The organism is Oscillibacter valericigenes (assembly GCF_021531435.1).
Lineage (GTDB): Bacteria > Bacillota > Clostridia > Oscillospirales > Oscillospiraceae > Oscillibacter > Oscillibacter valericigenes_B.
Window position 1 is genome coordinate 167,487 of the sequence record NZ_JAFBIS010000002.1, and the last position, 25,323, is coordinate 192,809.

27 protein-coding genes are annotated in these 25,323 nt (G+C 59.5%); 20 read left to right on the plus strand and 7 right to left on the minus strand.

Going from position 1 to position 25,323, the window contains the following annotated elements; genetic code table 11:
• The 11 genes from map (at position 1) to JQM68_RS02025 (ending at position 5,851) form a co-directional block, all read left to right on the plus strand.
• Positions 1-753 carry a type I methionyl aminopeptidase gene (gene map, locus JQM68_RS01975; protein WP_235221234.1) on the plus strand — a complete coding sequence of 251 codons (753 nt, stop codon included), beginning with the start codon at positions 1-3 and terminating at the stop codon, positions 751-753.
• Between the two features lie 16 nt (positions 754-769).
• Positions 770-1,054: a KOW domain-containing RNA-binding protein gene (locus tag JQM68_RS01980; protein ID WP_235221235.1), complete on the plus strand. Its 285-nt coding sequence runs from the start codon at positions 770-772 to the stop codon at positions 1,052-1,054.
• 3 nt (positions 1,055-1,057) lie between these two features.
• On the plus strand, positions 1,058-1,276 hold the full coding sequence (gene infA, locus JQM68_RS01985; RefSeq protein ID WP_091127896.1) for a translation initiation factor IF-1: 219 nt from the start codon (positions 1,058-1,060) through the stop codon (positions 1,274-1,276).
• 51 nt (positions 1,277-1,327) lie between these two features.
• Complete coding sequence (gene rpmJ, locus JQM68_RS01990; RefSeq protein ID WP_014116882.1) at positions 1,328-1,441, plus strand: 50S ribosomal protein L36; 114 nt, start codon at positions 1,328-1,330, stop codon at positions 1,439-1,441.
• A 26-nt stretch (positions 1,442-1,467) separates the two neighbouring features.
• Positions 1,468-1,833, plus strand: coding sequence for a 30S ribosomal protein S13 (rpsM, locus tag JQM68_RS01995; RefSeq protein ID WP_235221236.1), 366 nt, complete (start codon positions 1,468-1,470; stop codon positions 1,831-1,833).
• Positions 1,834-1,848: 15 nt separating this feature from the next.
• Positions 1,849-2,256 carry a 30S ribosomal protein S11 gene (rpsK, locus tag JQM68_RS02000; RefSeq protein ID WP_235221237.1) on the plus strand — a complete coding sequence of 136 codons (408 nt, stop codon included), beginning with the start codon at positions 1,849-1,851 and terminating at the stop codon, positions 2,254-2,256.
• Positions 2,257-2,280: 24 nt separating this feature from the next.
• On the plus strand, positions 2,281-2,907 hold the full coding sequence (gene rpsD / locus JQM68_RS02005; RefSeq protein ID WP_235221238.1) for a 30S ribosomal protein S4: 627 nt from the start codon (positions 2,281-2,283) through the stop codon (positions 2,905-2,907).
• 87 nt (positions 2,908-2,994) lie between these two features.
• Positions 2,995-3,945 (plus strand): DNA-directed RNA polymerase subunit alpha, encoded by a 951-nt coding sequence (locus JQM68_RS02010; RefSeq protein WP_235221239.1) that lies wholly within the window; start codon positions 2,995-2,997, stop codon positions 3,943-3,945.
• 52 nt (positions 3,946-3,997) lie between these two features.
• On the plus strand, positions 3,998-4,342 hold the full coding sequence (gene rplQ, locus JQM68_RS02015; protein WP_235221240.1) for a 50S ribosomal protein L17: 345 nt from the start codon (positions 3,998-4,000) through the stop codon (positions 4,340-4,342).
• Positions 4,343-4,483: 141 nt separating this feature from the next.
• The gene (locus JQM68_RS02020) at positions 4,484-4,867 is read left to right on the plus strand and encodes a hypothetical protein (RefSeq protein WP_235221241.1); all 384 of its coding nucleotides are present in this window, start codon (positions 4,484-4,486) and stop codon (positions 4,865-4,867) included.
• A gap of 267 nt (positions 4,868-5,134) precedes the next feature.
• Positions 5,135-5,851, plus strand: a complete 717-nt coding sequence (locus JQM68_RS02025) for a polysaccharide deacetylase family protein (protein ID WP_235221242.1) — start codon at positions 5,135-5,137, stop codon at positions 5,849-5,851.
• A gap of 36 nt (positions 5,852-5,887) precedes the next feature.
• Here the strand turns inward: JQM68_RS02025 and secG are convergent, their stop codons facing one another.
• Positions 5,888-6,127, minus strand: a complete 240-nt coding sequence (gene secG, locus JQM68_RS02030; protein WP_235221243.1) for a preprotein translocase subunit SecG — start codon at positions 6,125-6,127, stop codon at positions 5,888-5,890.
• A gap of 234 nt (positions 6,128-6,361) precedes the next feature.
• Between secG and lexA the strand changes: the two genes are divergently transcribed.
• Positions 6,362-6,952 carry a transcriptional repressor LexA gene (gene lexA / locus JQM68_RS02035; protein WP_235221244.1) on the plus strand — a complete coding sequence of 197 codons (591 nt, stop codon included), beginning with the start codon at positions 6,362-6,364 and terminating at the stop codon, positions 6,950-6,952.
• Positions 6,953-6,978: 26 nt separating this feature from the next.
• On the opposite strand, the gene sigK is transcribed toward lexA, so the two are convergent.
• Positions 6,979-7,683 carry an RNA polymerase sporulation sigma factor SigK gene (gene sigK / locus JQM68_RS02040; protein WP_235221245.1) on the minus strand — a complete coding sequence of 235 codons (705 nt, stop codon included), beginning with the start codon at positions 7,681-7,683 and terminating at the stop codon, positions 6,979-6,981.
• Positions 7,684-7,795: 112 nt separating this feature from the next.
• Here sigK and JQM68_RS13835 point away from each other — a divergent pair, with 112 nt between their 5' ends.
• The gene (locus tag JQM68_RS13835) at positions 7,796-8,515 is read left to right on the plus strand and encodes a pyridoxamine 5'-phosphate oxidase family protein (protein ID WP_235221246.1); all 720 of its coding nucleotides are present in this window, start codon (positions 7,796-7,798) and stop codon (positions 8,513-8,515) included.
• Between the two features lie 53 nt (positions 8,516-8,568).
• Here the strand turns inward: JQM68_RS13835 and JQM68_RS02050 are convergent, their stop codons facing one another.
• From JQM68_RS02050 to JQM68_RS13715, 5 genes are all read right to left on the minus strand, one after another.
• A complete protein-coding gene (locus JQM68_RS02050) occupies positions 8,569-10,095 on the minus strand; it encodes an ABC transporter substrate-binding protein (protein ID WP_235221247.1) in 1,527 nt (508 codons plus the stop codon).
• A 23-nt stretch (positions 10,096-10,118) separates the two neighbouring features.
• Positions 10,119-10,919 carry a peptidoglycan editing factor PgeF gene (pgeF, locus tag JQM68_RS02055; RefSeq protein ID WP_235221248.1) on the minus strand — a complete coding sequence of 267 codons (801 nt, stop codon included), beginning with the start codon at positions 10,917-10,919 and terminating at the stop codon, positions 10,119-10,121.
• Positions 10,920-10,931: 12 nt separating this feature from the next.
• Positions 10,932-11,153, minus strand: coding sequence for a hypothetical protein (locus JQM68_RS02060; protein ID WP_235221249.1), 222 nt, complete (start codon positions 11,151-11,153; stop codon positions 10,932-10,934).
• A gap of 268 nt (positions 11,154-11,421) precedes the next feature.
• Positions 11,422-14,175 carry a preprotein translocase subunit SecA gene (gene secA, locus JQM68_RS02065; protein WP_235221250.1) on the minus strand — a complete coding sequence of 918 codons (2,754 nt, stop codon included), beginning with the start codon at positions 14,173-14,175 and terminating at the stop codon, positions 11,422-11,424.
• Positions 14,176-14,385: 210 nt separating this feature from the next.
• Entirely contained in the window at positions 14,386-14,517 is a 132-nt protein-coding gene (locus JQM68_RS13715) for a hypothetical protein (protein WP_268821375.1), read from the minus strand.
• 172 nt (positions 14,518-14,689) lie between these two features.
• Between JQM68_RS13715 and JQM68_RS02070 the strand changes: the two genes are divergently transcribed.
• The 7 genes from JQM68_RS02070 (at position 14,690) to rpoB (ending at position 25,318) form a co-directional block, all read left to right on the plus strand.
• Positions 14,690-16,291: an MBL fold metallo-hydrolase RNA specificity domain-containing protein gene (locus JQM68_RS02070; RefSeq protein WP_235221251.1), complete on the plus strand. Its 1,602-nt coding sequence runs from the start codon at positions 14,690-14,692 to the stop codon at positions 16,289-16,291.
• 66 nt (positions 16,292-16,357) lie between these two features.
• Positions 16,358-17,719 (plus strand): 23S rRNA (uracil(1939)-C(5))-methyltransferase RlmD, encoded by a 1,362-nt coding sequence (rlmD, locus tag JQM68_RS02075; RefSeq protein ID WP_235221252.1) that lies wholly within the window; start codon positions 16,358-16,360, stop codon positions 17,717-17,719.
• A gap of 68 nt (positions 17,720-17,787) precedes the next feature.
• Entirely contained in the window at positions 17,788-18,933 is a 1,146-nt protein-coding gene (locus tag JQM68_RS02080) for a GGDEF domain-containing protein (protein ID WP_235221253.1), read from the plus strand.
• Positions 18,934-19,148: 215 nt separating this feature from the next.
• Positions 19,149-20,771, plus strand: a complete 1,623-nt coding sequence (locus JQM68_RS02085) for a sensor domain-containing diguanylate cyclase (protein WP_235221254.1) — start codon at positions 19,149-19,151, stop codon at positions 20,769-20,771.
• A gap of 32 nt (positions 20,772-20,803) precedes the next feature.
• Entirely contained in the window at positions 20,804-21,061 is a 258-nt protein-coding gene (locus tag JQM68_RS02090; protein ID WP_235221255.1) for a permease of phosphate ABC transporter, read from the plus strand.
• Positions 21,062-21,125: 64 nt separating this feature from the next.
• Entirely contained in the window at positions 21,126-21,311 is a 186-nt protein-coding gene (locus JQM68_RS02095; protein ID WP_235221256.1) for a hypothetical protein, read from the plus strand.
• 305 nt (positions 21,312-21,616) lie between these two features.
• Positions 21,617-25,318 carry a DNA-directed RNA polymerase subunit beta gene (rpoB, locus tag JQM68_RS02100; protein ID WP_235221257.1) on the plus strand — a complete coding sequence of 1,234 codons (3,702 nt, stop codon included), beginning with the start codon at positions 21,617-21,619 and terminating at the stop codon, positions 25,316-25,318.
• Positions 25,319-25,323 lie beyond the last annotated feature (5 nt).

Sequence of the window (25,323 nt, forward strand, 5' to 3'; positions counted from 1 at the left end):
ATGATCACGCTCAAGTCCTCCCATGAGATCGAACTGATGCGCCGTGCCGGAAAAATTACCGCGGCTGCCCGTGCTTATGCAGGGGAATTGGTAAGACCCGGCGTAACAACCCAGGAGATCGACAGCGAAGTGGAGCATTTCATCCGCAAACAGGGCGCCGTCCCTTCGTTCCTCCACTATAACGGCTATCCGGCCAGCGCCTGCATCAGCGTCAACGATGAGATCATCCACGGCATTCCCGGCAAGCGGGTGCTGCAGGAGGGTGACATCGTCAGCATCGATGTGGGTGCCTATATCGGAGGATTCCACGGGGACTGCGCGGCGACCTTCGCCTGCGGCAGGATCTCTCCCGAGGCTCAGGATCTGATCGACGTGACCAGACAGAGCTTTTTCGAGGGGATCAGGTTCGCGAAGGAAGGCCACCGGTTGTTGGATATTTCCGCAGCCATTCAAACTTATGTGGAAAGCCACGGTTACTCCATCGTCCGGGAATACGTCGGCCACGGCGTCGGCGCCCAGATGCATGAGTCGCCGGAGATCCCCAACTACGGTCATCCCGGCCGGGGACCGCGGCTTCTGCGAGGCATGACCCTTGCAATCGAACCCATGGTGAACGCCGGCACGGCGGCCATCCAGCAGATGAGCGACGGCTGGACCGTCAAAACGCTGGACGGCAAGTGGGCGGCACACTATGAGAATACGGTCCTGATTACCGACGGTGAGCCCGAGATCTTAACGGTCCCCGTCATCTGAACGTAAGAAGAAACGTATGGAAATTGCAAAATCAGATATTGTTCGGTCTGACGCCGGCAGGGACAAGGGAAAACTCTTTGTCGTACTTGCGGCGGAGGGGGAGTACCTTCTGCTGGCGGACGGAAAAGGCCGGAAGGTGGAATCACCGAAGCGCAAAAAGCGCAGGCATGTGCTGTTTGTGGCCGCGGATTCGACCCGGCTCTCCGAGAAGATCAAAAGCGATGAGAAGATCACGAACAGTGAGATTCGCAGGACTCTGGCGGGCTACCGCACGGAAGTCCAACCGGACCAGGAGGGATAACGTTTGGCAAAATCCGATATGATTGAAGTGGAAGGTGTTGTGGTGGAAGCCCTGCCCAACACGACGTTCCAGGTTGACATTGGAAATGGACACACGATCTTAGCGCATATTTCCGGAAAACTCAGAATGAATTTCATCAGGATTCTGCCCGGCGATAAGGTCACGGTGGAGATGTCCCCGTATGACCTGACCCGCGGCCGGATCACCTGGCGCAGCAAGTAAGCCAGGCGAAAGTAAAAGACTTGAAACCGCTGAAAGGAATGGTTTAAAACTATGAAAGTAAGACCGTCCGTGAAGCCCATGTGCGAAAAGTGCAAGGTCATTCGCCGCAAAGGCCGTGTCATGGTCATTTGCGAGAACCCCAAGCATAAGCAGAGACAGGGCTAACATTTAATTGGAGGTGCTTTAAGAGTATGGCACGTATTGCCGGTATTGACCTGCCGAAGGATAAGCGTATCGAAATCGGCCTCACCTATATCTACGGCATTGGCAGAAAGAGCGCCAAGGACATCCTGGCGCAGACGGGCATCAACCCCGACACCCGCGTCAAGGATCTGACCGACGCCGAGGAGCAGCAGCTCCGTGACGCCATCGACGCCTATACCGTCGAGGGCGACCTGCGCCGCCAGACCGCACTGGACATCAAGCGCCTGACCGAGATCGGCTGCTATCGCGGCATCCGTCACCGCAAGGGCCTGCCTGTCCGCGGCCAGCGCAGCAAGACCAACGCAAGAACCCGCAAGGGTCCCAAGAAGACCATTGCGAACAAGAAGAAGTAAGGAGGGAGAACGAAAATGGCAACTGCAAAGGCTTCCGGCGGCAAGAAAGTCATCCGCCGCCGTCGTGAGAAGAAGAACATTGAGCGTGGCCAGGTCCATATCCGTTCTTCTTTCAACAACACCATGGTGACTGTCACTGATACGCAGGGCAACGCCATTTCCTGGGCCTCCTCCGGTGGCCTGGGCTTCCGCGGCAGCAAGAAGTCCACTCCTTTCGCTGCCCAGACCGCGGCTGAGACTGCCGCCCGCGCCGCTATGGAGCACGGCCTGAAGACCGTCGAGGTCTTCGTCAAGGGCCCCGGCCAGGGCCGTGAAGCCGCTATCCGCGCGCTGCAGGCTGTGGGCCTGGAAGTGACCATGATCAAGGACGTCACACCCATCCCCCACAATGGCTGCCGTCCCCCCAAGCGTCGTCGCGTGTAATCAAAAGAGGAGGTAACAAGCAATATGGCAAGATATACCGGCGCAGTCTGCCGCCTTTGCCGCAGAGAGGGCCAGAAGCTCTTCCTGAAGGGCGACCGCTGCTACACGGACAAGTGCTCCATCGAGCGTCGTGGTTACGCTCCCGGCATGCACGGCAATGCAAGAAACAAGAAGCTCAGCGAGTATGGCATGCAGCTGCGTGAGAAGCAGAAGGCCAAGCGCTACTATGGCGTTCTGGAGAACCAGTTCCATGACTACTTCGAGATGGCCAACAAGAAGGTCGGCATGACCGGCGAGAACCTGCTCAGCATCCTGGAGACCCGTCTGGACAACGTGGCTTACCGCCTGGGCTTCGCCATGAGCCGCGCCGAGGCCCGTCAGCTGGTGCTGCACGGCCACTTCACCGTCAACGGCAAGAAGGTCAACATCCCCTCTTACCTCGTGAAGGTGGGCGATGTGGTGGAGCTGAAGGAAGGCTCCCGCAGCCTGGATAAGTTCAAGGGCTCCCTGGAGGCCAACGCTTCCCGCGTGGTTCCCAAGTGGCTTGAAATGGACAAGAACAATGTGGCCAAAGTCGTCGCAGAACCCGCCCGCGAGGACATCGATCTTCCCATCGAGGAGCACCTCATCGTCGAGTTGTACTCCAAGTAATCGGAGGATACCCTCGAAGATGATACGAACTGTCTGCGGTATGCAGCTTTGCATGGCCGCAATGAGAAGATGAAGGAGGGTAACTGCATGATCGAAATTGAAAAGCCCCAGATCGAGTGTATCGAGACCCCGGGCGACGCGACGTACGGCAAGTATGTCGTGGAACCGCTGGAGCGCGGATACGGCACGACTCTGGGCAACGCGCTTCGCCGCATTATGCTGTCCTCTCTGCCTGGCACCGCTCCCACCACCATCAAGATCGCCGGTGTCCAGCATGAGTTTTCCACGATCCCCGGCGTGAAGGAAGATGTGACGGAGATCGTCCTGAACATCAAGGGTCTTCTGACCAAGCTGCACAGCGAGACTGTGAAGACGGTCTATATCGAGGCGGTGGGCCCCTGCAAGGTCACCGCCGGCGACATCAAGGCCGACGGCGAGGTGGAGATCCTGAATCCCGATATGCACATCGCCACCCTGGACAACGGTGCGACCCTGAACATGGAGATCACCCTGTCTCACGGCCGGGGCTATGTGCCCGCTGACCGCAACAAGCCCCAGCAGAACGTCATCGGCACCATCGCCGTAGACTCCATCTACACCCCCGTGTACAAGGTGAACTACACCGTGGAGCCTACCCGCGTGGGTACTTCCAGCGACTTCGACAAGCTGACCCTGGAGGTCTGGACCGACGGCACCATCTCCGCCCGGGACGCTGTGTCTCTGGGCGCCAAGATCCTGTGCGACCACTTCACCCTCTTCACCGACCTCTCTGAGAACGTGGGCAGCAAGCCTACCGTGGTGGAGAAGGCCGAGGCCCAGCGGGATAAGGTGCTGGAAATGACCATCGAGGAACTGGACCTTTCCGTCCGCAGCTTCAACTGCCTCAAGCGCGCCAACATCAACACCGTCGAGGACTTGATCTCCAAGACCGAGGACGAAATGATGAAGGTCCGCAACCTGGGCCGCAAGTCCCTGGAAGAGGTCATCAACAAGCTGGCCATGATGGGTCTGCACCTGGCTGACGAAGAAAACAACTGATTTTATGCCGCGTGTACGCGGCTGACCAAATCCTAACAAGGAGGAAACCGAAATGCCCGGAACTCGGAAACTTGGCAAGACCACTGACCAGCGCATGGCGATGCTGCGTCAGCAGGTCACGGATTTCCTGGACAACGGGAAGATGGAGACCACCGTCACCCGTGCCAAGGAGATCAAGCCCCTGGCTGAGAAGATGATCACCCTCGGCAAGAAGAGCGACCTGGCCGCTTACCGCCAGGCCATGAGCTTCATCACCCGTGAGGACGTCTGCAAGAAGCTGTTCAAGGAGATCGCTCCCACCTATGCGGAGCGCAACGGCGGCTATACCCGCATCATCCGCACCGGCGTGCGCCGCGGCGACGCTGCGGAGACCGCCATCATCGAGCTGGTAAAATAATTATCACTCCCTGACTCAAAAGCCCTTTGCAATGTGTACCTAGGCACATTGCAAAGGGCTTTTTGAACTGCGGCGGATTTTTCTTCCCAAATCAGCGGCAGTGTGTTATGATGGGCATAGAGAAAGGGAGGAGGCGGTTTCATGCGGCGGGTGCGGTGCTATGAATGTGGGAAACGCTACGATTTTGATGTGGATGATTTTTGCCCGAAATGCGGTGCGTTCAACCAGCCTGACAGGGCGTCCCGGATCGATGCCGATGGAAATGTTGTCCGGGTGGATGGCCTGAATGAGTCGAACCACCGTGGCTCTTTCGTCCATTCGGAACTCCATGAGGAGAATAAAGAGCGCCGGGCCTCCGGATTGTCCAAGGGCACCAAGCGGAGTTCCCGGAAAACGGCACAGCCTGCCCTCCACCAAAGGCAAAAACAGGCAGGCTCACAGAGTATTGGGGCGGTCATCAAATGGGTCATTTTCGCGATCATTGGCCTGAATATCCTCTCCAGTGTCCTCTCCGGATTGTTCTGATACTACTCTCCCATTAAAATAAGATATTTTAATGGAACCGCCGCGCTTTGCGGGTCGGTGCGTCTCATAAGAATCCAACGCGCCGTTGGCGCTATAAAAACAAGACCATTGTCTTGTTTTTAATGGATTCTAGTATGAATACATAAAATCATGCCCGTGCCGAAAAGCACGGGCTTTTTTTGATTTTAATTACATTTTTTTGCACCGGTATTTTTCGTCGAACTGCGTAAACTACCTCTGGATTTTTTGGGCGGGGAGATGTTGCCGATGCGAAAACAAAAGCTGTCTGCGGCTGTATTCGCCGTTTTGACGGCGCTGAGCTGCTGCGGATGCGGAGGATCCGTACCCTCGGACGCACCAGCGGAGATCCCCGCGTGCGCCTGTTACGTCGCCTTGACATTTGATGACGGCCCCCGGCAGGGAACGACCGGCCGCCTGCTGGATGGCCTGCGGGAGCGGGGCGCCAGCGCCACTTTTTTTCTGGTAGGGGAAGAAGCGGAAGCAAATCCGGAGCTGGTGAAGCGAATGAAGGCGGAGGGCCACCAGATCGGCAACCACACCTGGAGCCATGTGCGGCTGGATGACGCCGCGCCGGATACCATTCGGCAGGAAGTGGGGAAGACAGATGCCCTTTTGACAGATCTGCTGGGCCCCGGCTCTTATTGGCTGCGCCCGCCCTACGGATTCATTACGCCGGGAACGGAGAAAGAGATCACGGTGCCCATGGTCAAATGGTCGGTGGACCCCAGGGACTGGGAGAGCCGGGACACGGCGAAGGTGGTACAGGCGGTCCTGCGGGATGTAAAGCCCAACAGCATCATCCTGCTCCACGACATCTATCCTACCTCGGTGGACGCCGCTTTGCAAATTGTGGATACGCTGCAAGCGCAGGGCTATTGTTTTGTGACAGTGGAAGAGCTGCTCTGCTTGAACAGCATCACGCCGGAGGCGGGACAGATGTACCGCAGCGGCGATCCGGCATAAAAAAAGAGACGACCCGCAGGCGTCTCTTTTCATACATCAACCCAGGATCAGCAGGATCAAGGTGAGAATCAGGAACACAGCGCCGATCCACTTGGTCGCGCGGGCCAGCTTAGCGTCCATGGTCTTAGCCTTGTTCTTGGCCAGGAAAGAATCAGCCACGCCGCCGATGGCACCGGACAGGCCAGCGCTCTTGCCGGACTGAACCAGAACAGCCACAATAATAGCGAGGCCGCAAATCAACTGCAGGATCGTAATGATAAGCTTCAAAGCACCCATAGGGAAAACCTCCAACATTCACTTGTGTCAAAGCACAAAAAGTCGTTTCACAGGTAGCTATCATATCATAGTTATGCGGTGTTTTCAAGGGGAATTTACAAAAAAGCAGAGAATTTCCTGAATTGTATGCTGTAGTGCTCCAGTTAAAAAAATGAGAAAATGTGGAACAAATGTTTGCAATCCGCAAACAGCTATGATATAATAATGCCGAATTATAAGGCGAGGAGGTCAGTTATGGCGGAGCTTTCTCATATGCAGCAGAAAATTTACGATTATATTGCCTCCTGTATCCGGGAGCAGGGGTATCCTCCTTCCGTTCGGGAGATCGGAGAGGCGGTGGGCCTGAAATCGCCTTCCACGGTCCATTTTCATCTGAAACACCTGGAGGAAGCCGGCGTGATCGAGAAAGGCGCCGGGAAAGGCCGCGCCATTGCGCTGACCGAGCCTGAACCGCTGAAGAATCAAGTGCCCATTGTGGGCAATGTGGCGGCGGGCAGCCCGATCCTCGCGCAGGAGTGCATTGAGGACTACCTGACTTTCGATACAGATGGCCCCAATAATGAGTATTTTGCCCTGCGGGTGCGGGGAGAGTCTATGCTGAACGCCGGTATCCTGCCGGGCGATCTGGTGGTCGTCCACCGGCGGCAGACGGCCAATAACGGTGAGATCGTGGTTGCCATGATCGACGATGAAGCCACCGTAAAGCGGTTTTCCAGGCAGAACGGCCACATCTGGCTTTTGCCGGAAAATGAGGCGTATTCTCCCATTGACGGAACTTACGCGCAAATTCTTGGAAAAGTGGTCGCCGTTGTACGGCGGTATTGATAAAAGCGGGAGCGAAGCTCCCGCTTTTATTTGTGGTGGGTATCGGGCGTATCATCCAGTTCTGCCCGCAGCTTTTCCAGCGCCCGCTTTTCAATGCGGGATACATAGCTCCGCGAGATGCCGAACGTGGCGGCGACCTCCCGCTGTGTCAGAGGAATGGTGCCTCCCAGACCGTAGCGCAGGCGGATGATCTCCGCTTCCCGGGCGGTCAGCCGTTCCTGCACCAGCCTGCGGACCTTCTCGGCGCTGTCCCGATCGTGGAGGTCCTCCAGCATGGTGTCGTCCACACCCACCACATCCATCAGCTGCAAAGCGTTGCCCTCCTTGTCCATGTCAATTGAATCGGACAGAGAAACCTCGCCCTGCAGCTTTTTCTGCGCCCGGAAATACATTAAGATCTCATTTTCAATACACCGGGCGGCGTAAGTGGCCAGCTTAGCACCCTTGGAGGGGTCAAAGCTGGAGATGCCTTTGATGAGCCCGATGGTCCCAATGGAGATCAGATCCTCCTGGTCGGCGCTCTGTACGTAATATTTTTTGATGATATGGGACACCAGACGCAAATTGTGCTCGATCAGAACGTTCCGGGCCTCCTGGTCGCCCCGGGCATAGCGCTCCAGCCACATCCGTTCCTCGGCGGCGGAAAGAGGCTTTGGGAATGACCCGCCCCCGGACAGACGCAGGGAAAACAGCAAGGAATTGGCGAATATCAGCAGCGCGGCAGACAGCATAGAATCCCCCCTCTCGACAATCTATGCGGCGGAGGGAAGTCCCTATGCCGCCTCTTTGCGTTTCCGGCGGAAGTGTGCTATACTGTTCCGGAGACAGGAAGGGGGCGGTGAAGTGGCCTGGTATGTGTATATGCTCCGGTGCGGGGATGGCTCCCTATATACCGGCTGCACCGACAATGTGGCCCGGCGGCTGGCGGCGCACCAGAGCGGCAAGGGCGCCAAATACACCCGCAGCCGCCCGCCGGTCTCCCTGGCATATCAGGAGGAGCTGCCGGACAAACCGGCGGCCCTGCGGCGGGAGGCGGCCATCAAGCGGCTGACCCGCCCGCAGAAGCTAAAGCTGATCGCGGGAAAGGAACGGTGCGCAATGCGGGAAATGCGGAGAAAAGAGCGGCAGATCACGGAAGAGGAAGCCTGGGCGGTGGTGGACAAGTGTGAATACGCCTTCCTGGCCATGACGGCGGAGGACGGCACGCCCTACGGCCTGCCGGTGACCATCGTCCGGGAGGGGCGGAATGTTTACTTTCACAGCGCCATGGAGGGCCGGAAGGTGGAGTGCCTGCGGCGGCAGCCCCGGGTGTGCCTCACCTGCGTGGGAGACACCGCCATCCAGCAGGACCGGTTCACGACCCTGTATGAGTCTGCTGTGGCCTTTGGAACGGCCTCTGAGGTGACAGAGGACCAGGATAAGGTCCGTGCCCTGCGGCTCCTGTGCCAGCGGCATACGCCGGACAATATGGCGGATTTTGACCGTGCCGTTCAGACCAGCCTGGCGCGGACAGGCATCTGGAAAATAACCGTGGAGGAAATGACGGGCAAGGCAAAACGGTAATAGCAAAAATGGAACGCCCCCGGCAGAATTGCCGGGGGCGTTTTGCGCGATCTTTACGTTTCCCGCAGATGGACGGTGCAGTCCGTTAGACCGTAAAACGGCTGGGAGGCGGTGGAAACGAGATTTTCCAGCACGCCGGACTGGGTGAGGACAGAGGTGGACTTGAAGCACACGGGGATGATGGGCGCTTGCTCCTGCAAATGGCGGCACAGGGTTTCCATAGCGGCGGCCCGGTCGCCTGCGCCGGCGTAGGCTGCCAGGAGGCGGTCCGTCGTCTCATTGGACCAGCCGCCGTAATTCAAAGCGCCGCCGGTGGACAGCAGGGCGGACAGGTCCCAGTCGGCGGAGAGCCGGACCTCGCCGTAGTACAGGTCGAAATTCCCGGCGGCCAGGGCCGCGGTGTATTCCTCCCAGGGCAGGACCCGGACAGAAATGGCAATGCCGGCGTCGGCAAAAGATTCCGCCAGCTCGTTCGCCACAGAGGTCTTAAAGCTGTTTTCCTCGTTCACCAGCAGGGTGAGGGTACGGCTGCCCGTGTAGCTGCTCAGGTTCAGCGCGGCGGTGAGGTCGTCCCGGGAGTAGGAGCGCTCCAGGCCTGAGGGATACAGCGGGGAAGCGGGGGAGACGGGGAATTGAGTTGCGTCTCCGTGGCCGGAGAGAAAGGCGCTGACGATGCGGTTACGGTTGGTGCCGATCCAGAGGGCACGGCGGAAGGCCGGGTCATCCAGCGGCTGCCGGGTCACATTGCAGCCGATATACTGGAAAACGGTGGTATCTGTGTCCGTATAGCTGATGTCGCCGGTCACACTGATGGGGGACGTGCCGGTAAGGTCGGCGGTAATGAGCTGCACATCCCGGGAGGTGAAGCGGTAGAGCATGGTATCCAGGTCGGCGGCCTCGACTAAGGCGATGCGGTCCGTGGGCTGCCGGGTGCCCTGCCACCAGGTCTGATTGGCCACCAGACAGGCCCCGGCCTCCGTCTGGGACAGAAGATAGGGCCCTGTGCCGATGGGCAAGGCTTCCGAACCGGCTTTGACAATGGGAATATCCAGCAGGGCGGGCAGGCCGCTGTTGGGGGAGCTGAGGATGACTGTCACGGAGCCCTCCCCGGCGGAGACGGCGGTGATGCCGGAGAGCCGGGCCTGATAGCGCTCGGACGTCCTGGCACGGTTCAGCGCGGAGCGGACGTCGGCGGCGGTGAGGGGGGAACCGTCGGAAAAGGTGACGCCCTCCCGGAGGACAAAGGTATAGGAGGTGAAGTCCTCACTGGCGGTATAGTCGGCGCACAGCCAGGGCTGGGGCTCGAAATCCGGCCCCAGGCGGAACAGCCCCTCACAGATCAGGGAGGAGACCACCTGCTGCATCCCGTCGGGGCAGGTCACCGGGTCCAGGGACTGGTCCGGCGCGTAGGGCAGGGCCAGCTGCTCCGGCAAAAGGGAGCGCTTGCCGTCCTCCTCCCGGATCTCGCCGGGCTGGAGCAGCTCCGGACTTTCCTCCTCCAGAGGTTCCACCTGCCAGCAGCCGGACAGCAGGCCCACACAGGCCAGGGCGCATAGGATCAAAACCAGACGCTTTTTCATAGCGAAAAGACTCCTTTTGAGGCTCAGGGGCGGACGATTACAGCGGCCTGGACGCCCCGGGCGTCGCCCATCTTCCGATGGGACCAGAACAGGTCCGGGCGGCAGGCGGTACAGAGGCCGCAGACGTCGATGTGCTCCGGGAGTACACCCGCGCGCAGCAGCCATTGGCGGTTCAGTCCCGCCAGATCCACGTGGTACTTGGGAGAGCGCCAGGTGAGGTACGGCTCCGCGTCGGTGCCCAGAGCATCCCTCATGGCGTCGGCCACGTCGCTGTCCGTCTCAAAGCAGCACGAGCCGATACAAGGGCCGATGGCGGCCAGAATATGTTCCGGCTTTGCACCGTATGCGGCGGCCATGGCCGCCACCGCTTTTTCCACGATGCCCCCGGCGCAGCCCCGCCATCCGGCGTGGACGCCGCCCACGGCCCCGGTCACCGGGTCGTGGAGGAGCAGGATGCCGCAGTCGGCGGAGAACACTACTAACGGGAGATTCGGCTCGTTGGTGATAAGGGCGTCGGCGGTGTAGTCCCGCTCCCGCCAGAGGCCCTTGCCCGCGTCGTCGGCGGTGCAGACCCGGACGGTGGTCTCATGGACCTGCTTGGAAAGTACCACCCGTTTTTCATCCAGCCCCACGGCGCCGCAGAAGCGGCGGTAGTTCTCCGCCACGGCGGCGGGGTCGTCACCCCGGCTGGGGCCCAGGTTCAGACTGTCCCAGGGCGGGACGGACACGCCGCCCTTCCGGGTGGAAAAGGCGTGGCGGATGCCGGAGAGCAGGGGAGAGGTCAAAAAGACGAGGCCGTTTTGTTCGCGTGTTTCAAAAGGCATGGGAACCTCCGTTCAGTCCTGTTTTTCTTCTACTGTATGATGGTGATAGCCCTGGTAGGCATTGTTCAGCCCGGCCAACAGGACAAAAAAGCCAATGGCGGACAGCAGGATGCCCCATCCGCCCAGCAGAATGCCTGCCATGCACAACAGACCACCTGCCAGCAGCAGGGCGATGCCATAAAGGATGTCCTTGATGTCCTGCAAAAGAGCCAGGACACCGTCATTGTCTTTCATGGAAAACTCCTTTCTGGGTAGCAAAGCGCCCCCTGCCCTCCGGCAGGAGAACAGGGGGCGTGATCAGACAGAGGAAAGGGGCTAGGGGAAACCTACGGTTTCCCCAGTTCATTCGCCAAAGGCAAATGAAGAAATTTCAATCATTTTCGCCGCGGCGTGTACGTGGCGAAAATACCTCGACCCGTGCGCCCTTGGGACGCACACACCAGTGGCCAATGTCACTGGTGGTGGGGGAGGTCGAGGGGGAGCCTGCTCCCCCTCGAAAGCGTCAGTCAGGATGATACTCCTTACAAGTACATTTCTTCCACTTCAACCCGCTGCCGCAGGGGCAGGGGTCGTTGCGGCCGATCTTGACGGCCTTCTTCACGGGCTGCTTCTTCGGCGCGGTGCCGTCGCCGCCCACGTTTTCCACCATGCCCTTAGCCACCCGCTCCCGCTTGACCTCCTCGTCCTTCTTCAGGCGGACGGAGTACAGGCGGCGGACGGTCTCGTCCTGGATGGCGGAGACCATTTCCTCAAACATGCTGAGAGACTCCCGCTTGTAGACGTCCACGGGGTTGTTGTTGCCGTAGGCCTGGAGCCGGATGCCCTGCTTCAGGTCGTCCATGGCGTCGATGTGGTCCATCCAGTATTCGTCCACCACCCGGAGCATGATGACCCGCTCCAGCTCCCGCATGATGGGAGTGGTGATCTCCTTCTCCTTGGCCTCGTAGGTGGCCTCGGCAGCCTGGATGCACAGGTCGGTCAGCTCCTCCTGGGTCTTGGAGGGCACCTCGCCGGCGGGAACGGTGACGGCGGAGGGCAGGAAGTAGATACCCTCCAGACCGCGCATCATATCTTTGTAACCGGCGGCGTCCAGGTGCTGGTTTTCGCCAAAGGCCAGAGCAACATGGTTGGCGATGGAGGTGTGCATCATGTTCAGCACGGTGTCCTTGATGTCCATGCCGTCCAGCACCTGGCGGCGCTGGGCGTAGATGATCTCCCGCTGCTTGTTCATCACGTCGTCGTATTCCAGCACGGATTTACGGGACTGGAAGTTCCGGCTCTCCACGGTGGTCTGGGCGTTTTCGATGGCCTTGGTCAGCATCTTGTTCTCGATGGGGGTGTCCTCGTCCAGGTCGAACCGCTCCATCATGTTGTTGATGCGCTCACCACCGAACAGGCGCATCAGGTCATCCTCCAGGGAGATATAGAATCGGGTCTCACCGGGGTCGCCCTGACGGCCGGCACGGCCGCGGAGCTGGTTGTCGATGCGGCGGGACTCATGGCGCTCGGTGCCGATGATGAACAGGCCGCCGGCGGCCCGGACCTTCTCCGCCTCCTGGGCGATGACGGCCTTGTGGGCGGCCAGCCGCTCGGCGAACAACTTCCTGGCGGAGAGGATCTCCTCATTGTCGGTGTCGGCGTAGCCGGTGGCGTCCACGATGACCTCCTCCGTGTACCCTGCCTTCACCAGGTCGGCCCGGGCCAGATACTCGGCGTTACCGCCCAGCATAATATCGGTACCACGGCCGGCCATGTTGGTAGCCACGGTGACGGCGCCCAGCTTGCCGGCCTGGGCCACGATCTCGGCTTCCTTCTCATGGTTCTTGGCGTTCAGCAGGTTGTGGTGGATGCCCTCCCGGGAGAGCAGCTTGGAAAGAAGTTCGTTCTTCTCAATGGACACAGTGCCCACCAGCACCGGCTGGCCCTTTTCGTGACATTCCTTCACCTGCTGGATGACGGCCCGGAACTTGCCTGCCTCGGTCTTGTAGACCACATCGTGGTGGTCGGTGCGCTGGTTGGGCTTGTTGGTGGGGATCTCGATGATGTCCAGGTTGTAGATGGTGCCGAACTCCTCCTGCTCGGTCATGGCGGTACCGGTCATACCGGACAGCTTGTCATACAGGCGGAAGTAGTTCTGGAAGGTGATGGTGGCAAGGGTCTTGTTCTCGCTGTTGACGTTGACATGCTCCTTGGCCTCGATAGCCTGGTGCAGGCCGTTGGAGTACCGACGGCCGAACATCAGACGGCCGGTGAACTCGTCGACGATGATGACCTCGCCGTCCTTCACCACGTAGTCGATGTCCTTCTTCATGGTGCCGTGGGCCTTCAGCGCCTGGTTGATGTGGTGGTTCAGCGTGGCGTTGGAGGGGTCGGACAGGTTCTCCACATGGAAGAACTCCTCCGCCTTGGCAATGCCCCGGGCGGTGAGGGTGGCGGTCTTGGCTTTCTCGTCCACGATATAGTCGGCGTCCACGGAGGTGTCCTCTTCCTCCTTGTCATCCACCTGGACCACCACCTGCTTTTTCAGCCGGGAGACGAACATCTCGGCCATGTCATAGAGCTGGGTGGATTTTTCGCCCTGGCCGGAGATAATGAGGGGGGTGCGGGCCTCGTCGATGAGGATGGAGTCCACCTCGTCCACGATGGCGAAGGCGTGGCCCCGCTGCACCAGCTCGGAGGAGTAGATGCACATATTGTCGCGGAGGTAGTCGAAGCCCATCTCGTTGTTGGTGCCGTAGGTGATGTCGGCGGCGTAGGCGGCCTGCCGCTCCTTGCTGGTGAGGCCGTGGACGATGAGACCCACCTTCAGCCCCAGGAAGCGGTGGACCTTGCCCATCCACTCGGAGTCGCGCTTGGCCAGATAGTCGTTGACGGTGACGATGTGGACGCCCCGGCCCGTCAGGGCGTTCAGGTAGGCGGGGAGGGTGGCCACCAGGGTCTTGCCTTCACCGGTCTTCATCTCGGCGATGCGGCCCTGGTGCAGGACCACGCCGCCCACCAGCTGCACCCGGTAGGGACGCATCCCCAGCACCCGGTCGGCGGCCTCCCGCACGGTGGCGAAAGCCTCCGGCAGGATGTCGTCCAGCGTCTCGCCGTTTGCAAGGCGCTCCTTGAACTCCGGCGTTTTCGCCTGGAGCTGGGCGTCGGTCATGGCCTTGTACTCGTCGGCCATGGCCTCGATCTTATCCACGATGGGATAGATGGCTTTCAGCTCCCGGGAGCTGTAATCGCCAAACAATGCTTTCATCAGACCCATAGTATTTGAAACATCCTTTCCAAATCCCGCTTGTAAAAGAAGCGGGAAGAAAAATACATACTTTTATTAAATAAGAGAAGCGTGCCCATAAAAAAGCAAGAGTAGCATACCACAAATGCCCAGGGATTGCAAAGAAAAATGAGGATTTCCGAAAAAAGTTCACAAACAGGCGGCGGTTTTCCCCAAAACCGCCGCCTGTTCCCTCACTTTTTATGAAAAACAAAGCTCCTCGTCCAGCAGCACCGGCTGCCGGCTGCCTGACGCGAAGGCGTATTGCGGCAGGGGGAACCAGTCGTCCGGCAGGGACGGGAACCGCAGCGTTCCGGCGGCCACGGCGCTCACCTCTCTTTCCTGTCAGCATAGCGGCATTTTACGCGAAAAACAAGGCGGTTTCGGTTATAGAACAAAAACCGGACATTTTACCGCAAACGTTCATTGTGCTTTTGAGTGGGATATGCTACAATCATGGCAAGAAAAGAAGAACCCCTACAAAATCCAACAAGGAGGAACTCTTATGAAGCTCAGCTTTTTCGGCGCCGATCAATGCGTGACCGGCAGCTGTCACTGTCTGGAAGTGAACGGTAAGCGCATCCTGGTGGACTGCGGTTTGCAGCAGGGACGGGACGAGGTCTCCAACGCCGAGTTCCCCTTCGCGGCGAACAGCATCGACTGCGTGCTGGTCACCCACGCCCACATTGACCACTCCGGCCGCATCCCCATGCTCATCAAGCAGGGCTTTCAGGGCCGTATCCTCACCACCCGGCTGACGGCGGACCTGCTGGACATCATGCTGCTGGACTCCGCCCACATCCAGGAGCAGGACGCCGAGTGGAAGAACCGCAAGGGCGAGCGCTCCGGCGCGCCCCATGTGGAGCCGCTGTACACCATCGAGGACGCCTCCCGGGTCCGGGAGTTCATGACCACCTGCGAGTACGGCGAAAAGATCGACCTGTGCGAGGGCGTGACGGTGGAATTCGTGGACGCCGGCCACCTGCTGGGCTCCGCCAGCATCATCGTGGACGCCACCGAGGGCGGCGTGACGAAGCGGCTGGTGTTCTCCGGCGACCTGGGCAACATCAACCAGCCCATCATCCGGGACCCGGTCCACATCCACGGCGCCGACTATGTGGTCATGGAGTCCACCTACGGCGACCGCAACCACACCGAGGTCTGGAGCTACACCGACGACCTGGCGGAGATCATCGACAAGACCATCGCCCGGGGCGGCAACGTCATCATCCCCTCCTTCGCCGTGGGCCGCACCCAGGAGCTGCTGTACTTCATCCGGGAGATCAAGGACGCGGGCCTTGTGAAGTCCAACCCGGATTTCCCCGTCTATATCGACTCGCCCCTGGCGAAAAAGGCCACTACCATCTTCACCGGGAACCTCCACGGCTATCTGGATGAGGACGCTCTGGCCCTGGTGCAGGACGGCACCCACATGTTCAACTTCACAAATCTGCGGATGACGGAGACTTCCGAGGAGTCCAAGGCCCTGAACGAGGAGCCCACCCCCAAGGTCATTATTTCCGCCTCCGGCATGTGCGACGCGGGCCGTATCCGCCACCACCTGAAGCACAACCTCTGGCGGAAGGAGTGCACCGTGGCGTTCGTGGGCTACCAGGGTGAGGGCACCCTGGGCCGCAGCCTGCTGGAGGGCACCAAGAGCGTGAAGATGTTCGGCGAGGAGATCGCCGTCAACGCGGAGATCGTGAACTTCCAGGGCCTTTCCTCCCACGCCGACCGGGACCATCTGCTGAGCTGGATCGCGGACTTCAAGGAGCCCAAGCCCCAGCACGTCTTTGTGGTCCACGGCGACCGGGAGGTGGCGCCCTTCTTCGCCCAGAGCATCCAGGGCATGGGCTTTACCGCCCACGCGCCCCAGTACACCGAGGTCTACGACCTGATCGCCGACAAGATGCTCTCGCCCGGCTACCTGCCCGAGCGGAAGGCCAAGGCCGTCGCCGGCGGCAAGACCAGCTCCGCCTACGAGCGCCTGGTGGCCGTGGGCGAGATGCTCATGGCGTCCATCAAGCGCTCCAAGGGCCGGGACAACAAGAGCCTTGCCCGTTTCGCCGACCAGCTCCGCCAGCTGCTGGAGAAGTGGGAGGCGTAACGCGCTCCCGTCCTCCGCTGCGAGGACATATTTCCGCAGGTTCAGCCTGCGTACCCGGAGGCCACTATGGAACAACTGAAAGAAAACCACATCTATTCCAGCACCGTGGAGGGCTACTCCAGCGAGGGCCTTGGTATCGTGCGGCTGGACGGAGCCGTGGTGTTCGTGCCCCAGGCCATCCGGGGCGAGGAGATCGACCTGCGCATCACGAAAGTGATGAAGACCTGCGCGGCGGGAGAAGTTGTTCAGATACACAAGCCGTCCCCGGAGCGGACAAAGCCGGAGTGCCCGTATTTCGGCAAATGCGGCGGCTGCGACTTCCAGCACATGAGCTACACCGAGGAGCTGTGGGCCAAGCGGCAGCGGGTGCAGGACGCCCTGACCCGTCTGGGCGGCACGGGCCTCCAGGTGGAGGAAATTCTGGGGGCCAAAGATCCGGCCCATTACCGCAACAAGAGCCAGTACCCCGTGGGGGCTGACGGCGCCATCGGCTTTTTCCAGGCCCGGACCCACCGGGTGGTCCCCATCGACCGCTGCCTCATCCAGTCGGAGGCTTCCGACAAAACAGCCAAAGCCGTGGGAGACTGGATGAAAAAATACAAGATTTCCGCCTACGACGAGCGCACCGGCAAGGGCCTCATCCGGCACATCTACGTCCGGGTGAACAAAAAGGGCGAGAGTCTGTGCTGCGTCGTCGCCAACGGCAAGCAGGTCCCCCGGGAGCCGGAGCTGGCGGCCTTTGTCCGGGCCGCCGCGCCCCGGACGGTAGGCGTGGTGCTGAACACCAACACGAAAAAGGGCAACGTCATTCTGGGGGACAAGTACCGCACCATCTGGGGCCAGGACTTTTTGATGGACACCCTCTGCGGCCTCCGGTTCAAGCTGTCCGTGCCGTCCTTTTACCAGGTGAACCGGGACCAGGCGGAGGTGCTGTACGGCAAGGCGTTGGAGTTTGCCGGGCTGACGGGAGAGGAGACGGTCCTCGACCTGTACTGCGGCACCGGCACCATCACCCTCTGCCTTGCTAAGCGGGCAAAACGGGCCATCGGCGCGGAGATCGTGCCCCCGGCCATTGAGGACGCCAAGGAGAACGCCGCCCGGAACGGCATCGAAAACGCGGAATTCTTCTGCGGCGACGCGGCGGACATCGCGGCAAAGCTGGAGGCGGAGGGCCTGCGGCCGGACGTCATCACCGTGGACCCGCCCCGGAAGGGCCTGGCCCCGGAGGTCATCGCCTCCGTAGCGGGCATGGAGCCGAAGCGGGTGGTGTATGTCTCCTGCGACCCCGCCACCCTTGGCCGGGATGTGAAGATCTTCCGGGAGCTGGGCTATCAGCCCGTCCGGGCCTGCGCCGTGGATATGTTCCCGGGCACGCGGCATGTGGAGAGCGTCGTATTGCTGTCACACAGCGGTGCTGAAACACGCTGAGGCGGGGCAAACATATGCCGCCCCCTGCCTCTGAACGCAAATGATGATGGCAGGAGGGGAATATGCAAATGGATCCCTACTTTTTGATCATCACGGTCATCGATGTCTTTGTCCTGGGAATCATGTGCATTCTTACAAAGCATAATGAAACATTGAGTAAACAGAAAAGACTCTGGTTTATCAGGTCGTTTGTATTGATCATTGCGATTTCTGTCTTAGAGGCAGTTACCGTCGTTGTGGATCAAGGGCCGCCATCACTCCGATGGATCAATATTTTTGCAAATTACCTGGGATTTGGATTGACACCCGCAGTTCCGATTTTTCTTGCTTCCGCTCTGGAGAACAACCGGAGCACAAGATATGCCCTTCTGCTTGAGGCTGTATATCTGCTGTTATTGGCGATCTCGTATCCGTATAAGATCGTTTTTTACATCGACCGGAACAATCAATATATGCGGGGAGACTTTTTCGGAATATACATTGCGGCCTATTTTGCCGGCATACTTTATCTGCTTGCCATCACGGTTCAGGTTGTCAAAATGTACCAGAATAAAAGCAAACATCATATTTATTTGATTACCGCATTCCTGTTAGTGGGTACGATGGTACAGGTGGCCTTTCCGCAAATTCATGTAACCTGGCTGTGCGTAACGCTTCTGGCGATCCTTTTCTTTACATATTGCAACGGAATGTGGCAGCAATTGGATGAACTGACCGGACTGCTGAACCAGAACAGTTACCTGAATAAGACGGATGCATTATCACAAAGCGGGACGCTGGTGGTTTTTGACGTCGATGATTTTAAACAAGTCAATGATCATTACGGTCACTTGACGGGAGACCAATGCCTGAAAGAGATCGCCGACTGCATCAAAAAGGCGTATTCGAAAGACGGCTTTTGCTACCGGATCGGCGGGGATGAATTCTGCGTTTTGCTCAATGAAAACGCGGATACGGAAGCATGTTACAGAAACCTGATCAAGGAATTGAATATCAGGAGAAAAACGCGGAAGATTCTTCCCCGCGTGTCTGTCGGTGCAGCGCCGTTTGCGGCAGATGATGACATTCTGACGGTCAAAGAAGCTGCCGATCAAAATATGTATCAATTCAAGAGAAAGCAAAAAGCAGGTGACACAGAAAGCGGGGGAGAGCATCAGGACACGATCCCGCCTCCCCATCCCGCACAGGCGCCTCGTATTGCTTCCGAGGGTTGACAGGTCCGGATACGCCTGAATTTGCAGCCCCGGATATACACCCGGCGGATGGAGTTTCATGGAAATCAACGGCGCTGTTTTTTGGGGGCCGGGTCTGCCGCATAAAAACGCACAAAAAATATAAAATTTATTTGGCCCCTCGTTTTTTACTGAAATTTATGATATGATGGCCCAAAAGAACAGAAGCCCAAAGGAGCAGCAAGGAAAATTTTGCCATGAGATTCTGGAATAAGAGAGAAAACATCATACCGGTGCTGTACGGGATATTGGCTTTCGTATCCGTTATTTTGCTGCTGTTCGTTTCTCAAACAGAGAATATAGAAACATTCGCGGCACGGAATGAGCAGGGACAGCAGACCATAGAAAATGTGGACTTCCGGGAGACGGAGGACGCTTCCGCGCCGGTGGGCCTGCGCCAGACGTATCGCTGGCCCCTGCCGGACAGCATTGAAGAAAACTGCTGCCTGGCGTTTTATACGGTACACCAGTATGCGGAGGTCTATTTCGACGGAGAGCTGATGTACAGCCTGATGCCCCAGGCGGGGAACCGGATCGGACGGACCAGCGGCAGCAACTGGATCTTCGTGCCCCTGTATCCGGAGGACGCGGACAAGGAGGTCCGGGTGGAGATCACTCCGGTCTATGAAAGCGCCCGCGGCAGGACGATCACATTTTATATGGGAACGCACCTGCAGATCTATCTGAACCAGCTGAAAAAGGACCTTCCCCAGATCGTCCTCAGCATCCTGGCAATCACCATCGGCGCTGCGTTTGCCTTGGTGTCGCTGTATAACCGCCTGAAACGCGGAAACAGGCAGGGGGGAGAGCTGCTCTACTTAGCGATCTTCTCTGTGATCATCGGCCTCTGGAAACTGTCTGACACCCGGTTTTCGCCCCTGATGTTCCCACGGAACCCGCTGCTGCTGTCTTATATTTCTCTGGCGATGCTGATGCTGGCGCCGGTGCCGCTGATGCTGTTCGTCCGCAGCTGCTCCAGAGGGACATCCTACCGCATGCTGGATGGAGCCTGCCTTGCTTCTGTGGCGTCCGGTGCGGCACTGATCATCCTCCAGACCGCTAATATCATGGATTTCCGGGAGAGTCTGCCTGTCACTCATGTGATCATCGTGCTGACGGGAGTTTCCATCACAGTCAATGAGATCCGGGAATGGAAGCGGGGGAAGCGGACGAGCCAATCCCGCATTATGGCGGTGGGCTTCCTGCTGTGCACGGTGGGGGCGCTTCTGGATCTGTTCCTTTACTATGAGCGCGGAAATTCCGCCGGCGTGCTGTATACGCTGACAGCATTCCTGGTGTGTATCGTCCTCACGGGCGCCGAGTCCAACCGGGAGCTGAATTACAGAGCCCATGTTGACATGCATACCGGCCTGTACAATAAGAGCTCCTGCAACGAGCAGTTCAGCGGCAATGAGGCGGTGCAGGAGCCGACGGCGGTGTTCATGTTCGACCTCAACGGATTGAAGCAGGTCAATGATACCATGGGACACGATGCCGGCGACACGCTGATCTTCCAGTTTGCCGATATTCTGCGGAAGAATCTGCCCGCCCGGACCTTTGTGGGCCGCTACGGAGGAGATGAGTTCATCGCTATCCTGCGCCCGGCGGACGATGAGGCCATCCGCAAGGCATTGGAAGATGTGGCCGGAGCGGTGGAGCGCTATAACCGGGGAGATGTCCAGGTCCCCATCAGCTATGCCGTGGGCAGCGCCATGTCCACGGACTATCCGGGAGAGCCTATGCGGACACTGCTGGAAAAAGCGGATACGGATATGTACGGGGATAAACGCCTGAAGCACGCCTCCCAGGAGAACATTTGAAAGGATTTTTCAACGGGCAAGGAGGAACGGCGATGCACAGATTGACTGACGCGGCGGATCGCTATCTGAAGGACTGCACCTGGAGGGACATCTCCGTCCTGAAATTCTGCCTGATCGCACTGGGGGCCCTGCTGGGCATCGCGGTGCCCGCCCGGAAAAAGAAGGCGGCCGCCTGGGTATCATCCCTGGTGTTCGTGGCCGCGTATGTCCCGCTGATGGCCGAATTCCTGCCCTATCTGCTTGGAAAACGGGCAGGCGCCGGGGATATTTCCGGTGAAAAGCAGTTGTAAAATGCGGGGTGTTGGTGTATCATAATCCCGTGAACCTGGATCACATCTGAACAGGAGGTTATTTATGAGCAAGACCGCGAGAATGGTAATGAAGATCATTGGCGCAAGCCTGGCGTTTGCCGCGTTCGTCTGCCTGCTGATCGGCGGCTGGCATGACCTGAGCGTGGGCTGCTGCGGCATGAAGAAGCGCCTGTGCCAGAAATTCGGCTCTGAGTACGATGATTACGCCGACGAGGAACTGTACGACTGACAGAAGATAAGAAAAGGGCCTCATCCCGTGGGATGAGGCCCTTTTTTGCCCGAAAAACAGAAAAATCCCTTGACAAGCAAGAGACAAAATGGTAAAATGAATCGCTTATATGATGAAGTGGGATAGAACCCCATCTTCATTACCTGGATTTAAGATAGCATATTTCCCATGACAATGCAAGAGAGGAACGAAGTATTTTTAACAACTGCTCCTTGTGTGTCGTTCAAACCCGCTGCTTTCCAGAATAACAACTTGCTTTTCCCGCCGGACAGGGCGGGGGCGGCAGAAGAAAGGTGAATGAGAAGATGGCCAAAGACAAGTATTACGGAAAGACCCTTCGTAAGAACTTTGCCCGGTATGAGGAAGTCGTTCCCATGCCGAACCTTCTGGAGATCCAGAAGACGTCTTATCAGGAGTTTTTGGACACCGGCCTGCGCGAGGTTTTCGCGGATGTGGGCGCGATCACGGACTTTCAGGGCAAGCTGGAGCTGACCTTCATCGACTACAAGATGGACGAGGCCCCCAAGTACGACGTGGAGGAGTGCAAGGCCCGTGACGCCACGTACGCCGCCCCCCTGAAGGTGAAGGTCCGCCTGCGCAACAAGGAGACCGAGGAGATCAAGGAGCAGGAGATCTTCATGGGCGACTTCCCCCTGATGACCCACTCCGGCACCTTCGTCATCAACGGCGCCGAGCGCGTGGTGGTCTCCCAGATCGTCCGCTCCCCCGGCGTGTACTACGGCAAGGAGATCGACCTCAAGACCGACCTGCCCATCCTGACCTCCACCGTCATCCCCTACCGGGGCGCCTGGCTGGAGTATGAGACCGACACCAACGAGGTGTTCTGGGTCCGTATCGACAAGAACCGCAAGATCCCCATCACCTGCCTGATCCGCGCCCTGGGCCTGAAGACCGACGCGGAGATCCTGGACCGCTTCGGCGACGATCCCCGCATCGTCACCACCCTGGAGAAGGACCCCTGCAAGACCTATGAGGACGCCATGCTGGAGATCTACCGCAAGCTGCGTCCCGGCGAGCCCCCCACGGTGGAGGCCGCCGAAACATTGATGAACAACCTGTTCTTCGACCCCCGGCGCTACGATCTGTCCATCGTGGGCCGCTACAAGTTTAACAAGAAGCTGTCCCTGTGGCAGCGGGTCACCGGCTACAAGCTGGTCTACCCCGTGGCGGACCCCGCCACCGGCGAGATCCTGTTCGAGGACGGCCACCTGCTGAGCAAGGAGGACGCCCGTCTGCTGGACACCGTGGGCGTGGCCGAGGTCACTATCGACGTGGACGGCACCCCCCTGCGGGTCATGTCCAACAAGATGTGCGACCTGAAGCACTATGTGGACTTCGACCCCCTGGCCGAGTGCGGCATCAAGGAGCGGGTCCGGTTCGAGGTGCTGCAGGAGCTGCTGGGCCAGTATTCCGGCGAGGAGCTGAAGGAGCAGATCAGACTGCACAAGGATGATCTGGTGCCCAAGCACATCATCATCGACGACATCCTGACCTCCATCAACTATATGAACGGCCTGGCCATGGGCATCTCCGTGAAGGACGACATCGACCATCTGGGCAACCGCCGTCTGCGCTGCGTGGGCGAGCTGCTGCAGAACCAGTTCCGCATCGGCTTCTCCCGCATGGAGCGTGTCATCCGGGAGCGCATGAGCATCCAGGACCTGGCCATCGTCACGCCCCAGAGCCTCATCAACATCCGGCCCGTTACCGCCGCCATCAAGGAGTTCTTCGGCTCCAGCCCCCTGAGCCAGTTCATGGACCAGACCAACCCCCTGGCCGAGCTGACCCACAAGCGCCGCCTGTCCGCTCTGGGCCCCGGCGGTCTGAGCCGTGAGCGCGCCAACATGGAGGTCCGTGACGTCCATTACAGTCACTATGGCCGCATGTGCCCCATCGAGACCCCCGAAGGTCCCAACATCGGCCTGATCTCCTACCTGGCCACCTATGCCCGCATCAACGAGTACGGCTTCATCGAGGCCCCCTACCGCGCTGTGGACAAGGAGACCGGCAAGGTTGCCAACACCATCACCTATATGACCGCCGACGAGGAGGACAACTACATCGTCGGCCAGGCCGCCGAGCCCCTGGACGAGAACGGCTGCCTCATCAACGCCCGTATCACCGCCCGTCACCGTGACGAGATCGTGGAAGTGGATAAGGAGCTGGTGGACTATATCGACGTCAGCCCCCGTATGATGGTCTCCATCGCCACCGCCATGATCCCCTTCCTGCCCAACGACGACGCCAACCGTGCCCTGATGGGCGCCAACATGCAGCGCCAGGCCGTGCCTCTGCTGCGGCCCGAGGCCCCCATCGTCGGCACCGGCATGGAGCACAAGATCTGCATCGACTCCGAGATCGTGGTGCTGGCCGAGGGCGACGGTGTGGTCACCTCCGTGGACGCCCGCCATGTCACCGTCAAGTACGACAGCGGCGAGACCAAGGATTATAAACTCACTAAGTTCCTGCGTTCCAACCACACCACCTGCATCAACCAGCATCCCATTGTCGATGTGGGCGAGCGGGTCCATGGCAAGCGCCTGAATGAGAAGGGCGAGTGGGAGGACCCCACCGTCCTGGCCGACGGCCCCGCCACCGATCAGGGCGAGATCGCCCTGGGCCGCAACATCCTGGTGGGCTTCATGACCTGGGAAGGCTACAACTACGAGGACGCCGTTCTGCTGAACGAGCGCCTGGTGCGGGAGGACCTGTATACCTCCATCCACATCGAGGAGTTCGAGATCGACTCCCGTGACACCAAGCTGGGCCCCGAGGAGATCACCCGGGACATCCCCAACGTGGGCGAGGACGCCCTGAAGGACCTGGACGAGAACGGCATCATCCGCGTGGGCGCCGAGGTCAAGTCCGGCGACATCCTGGTGGGCAAGGTCACCCCCAAGGGCGAGACCGACCTCACCGCCGAGGAGCGTCTGCTGCGGGCCATCTTCGGTGAGAAGGCCCGCGAGGTCCGCGACACCTCTTTGAAAGTGCCCCACGGCGAGAGCGGCATCGTGCTGGACACCAAGGTCTTTACCCGTGAGAACGGCGACGAGCTGGGCCCCGGCGTAAACCAGGTGGTCCGCGTGTATATCGCCCAGCGCCGCAAGATCCAGGTGGGCGACAAGATGGCAGGCCGCCACGGTAACAAGGGCGTCGTGTCCCGGGTCCTGCCCCAGGAGGATATGCCCTTCCTGCCCGACGGCACCCCGCTGGACATCGTGCTGAACCCCCTGGGCGTGCCTTCCCGTATGAACATCGGCCAGGTGCTGGAGGTCCATCTGGGCTACGCTGCCCACGCCCTGGGCTGCAAGGTCGCCACCCCCATTTTCGACGGTGCCCGGGAAGAGGACATCAAGGGAATGCTGGAAGAGGCCGGCCTGGACCCCGAGGGCAAGAGCGTGCTGTACGACGGCCGCACCGGAGAGCCCTTCGACAACAAAGTCACCGTCGGCTATGTGTACTTCCTCAAGCTGCACCATCTGGTCGACGATAAGATCCACGCCCGTTCCACCGGCCCCTACTCCCTGGTCACCCAGCAGCCTCTGGGCGGCAAGGCCCAGTTCGGCGGCCAGCGCTTCGGCGAGATGGAAGTCTGGGCCCTGGAGGCCTACGGCGCGGCTTACACCCTGCAGGAGATCCTGACCGTCAAGTCCGACGATGTGACGGGCCGTGTCCGCACCTACGAGGCCATCGTCAAGGGCCACAATGTGCCCCAGCCCGGCGTGCCCGAGTCCTTCAAGGTTTTGGTGAAGGAGCTGCAGTCCCTGTGCCTGGACATCCAGGTGCTGGACGAGAACGGCAACCCCATCGAGCTGAAGGAAGACGAGGACGCCATGGATACCTTCAACCTGGCCCGGATGGACGCGGACGACGACCGTCACCGCGCCTTCGCCGAGGACGCGGACTTCCAGGAGTCCGGCTTTGACATCGAGGACGCCCCGGAGGACGCCGGCGCGGACATCGACGTCGATTTCGACGACGAATGATCCAG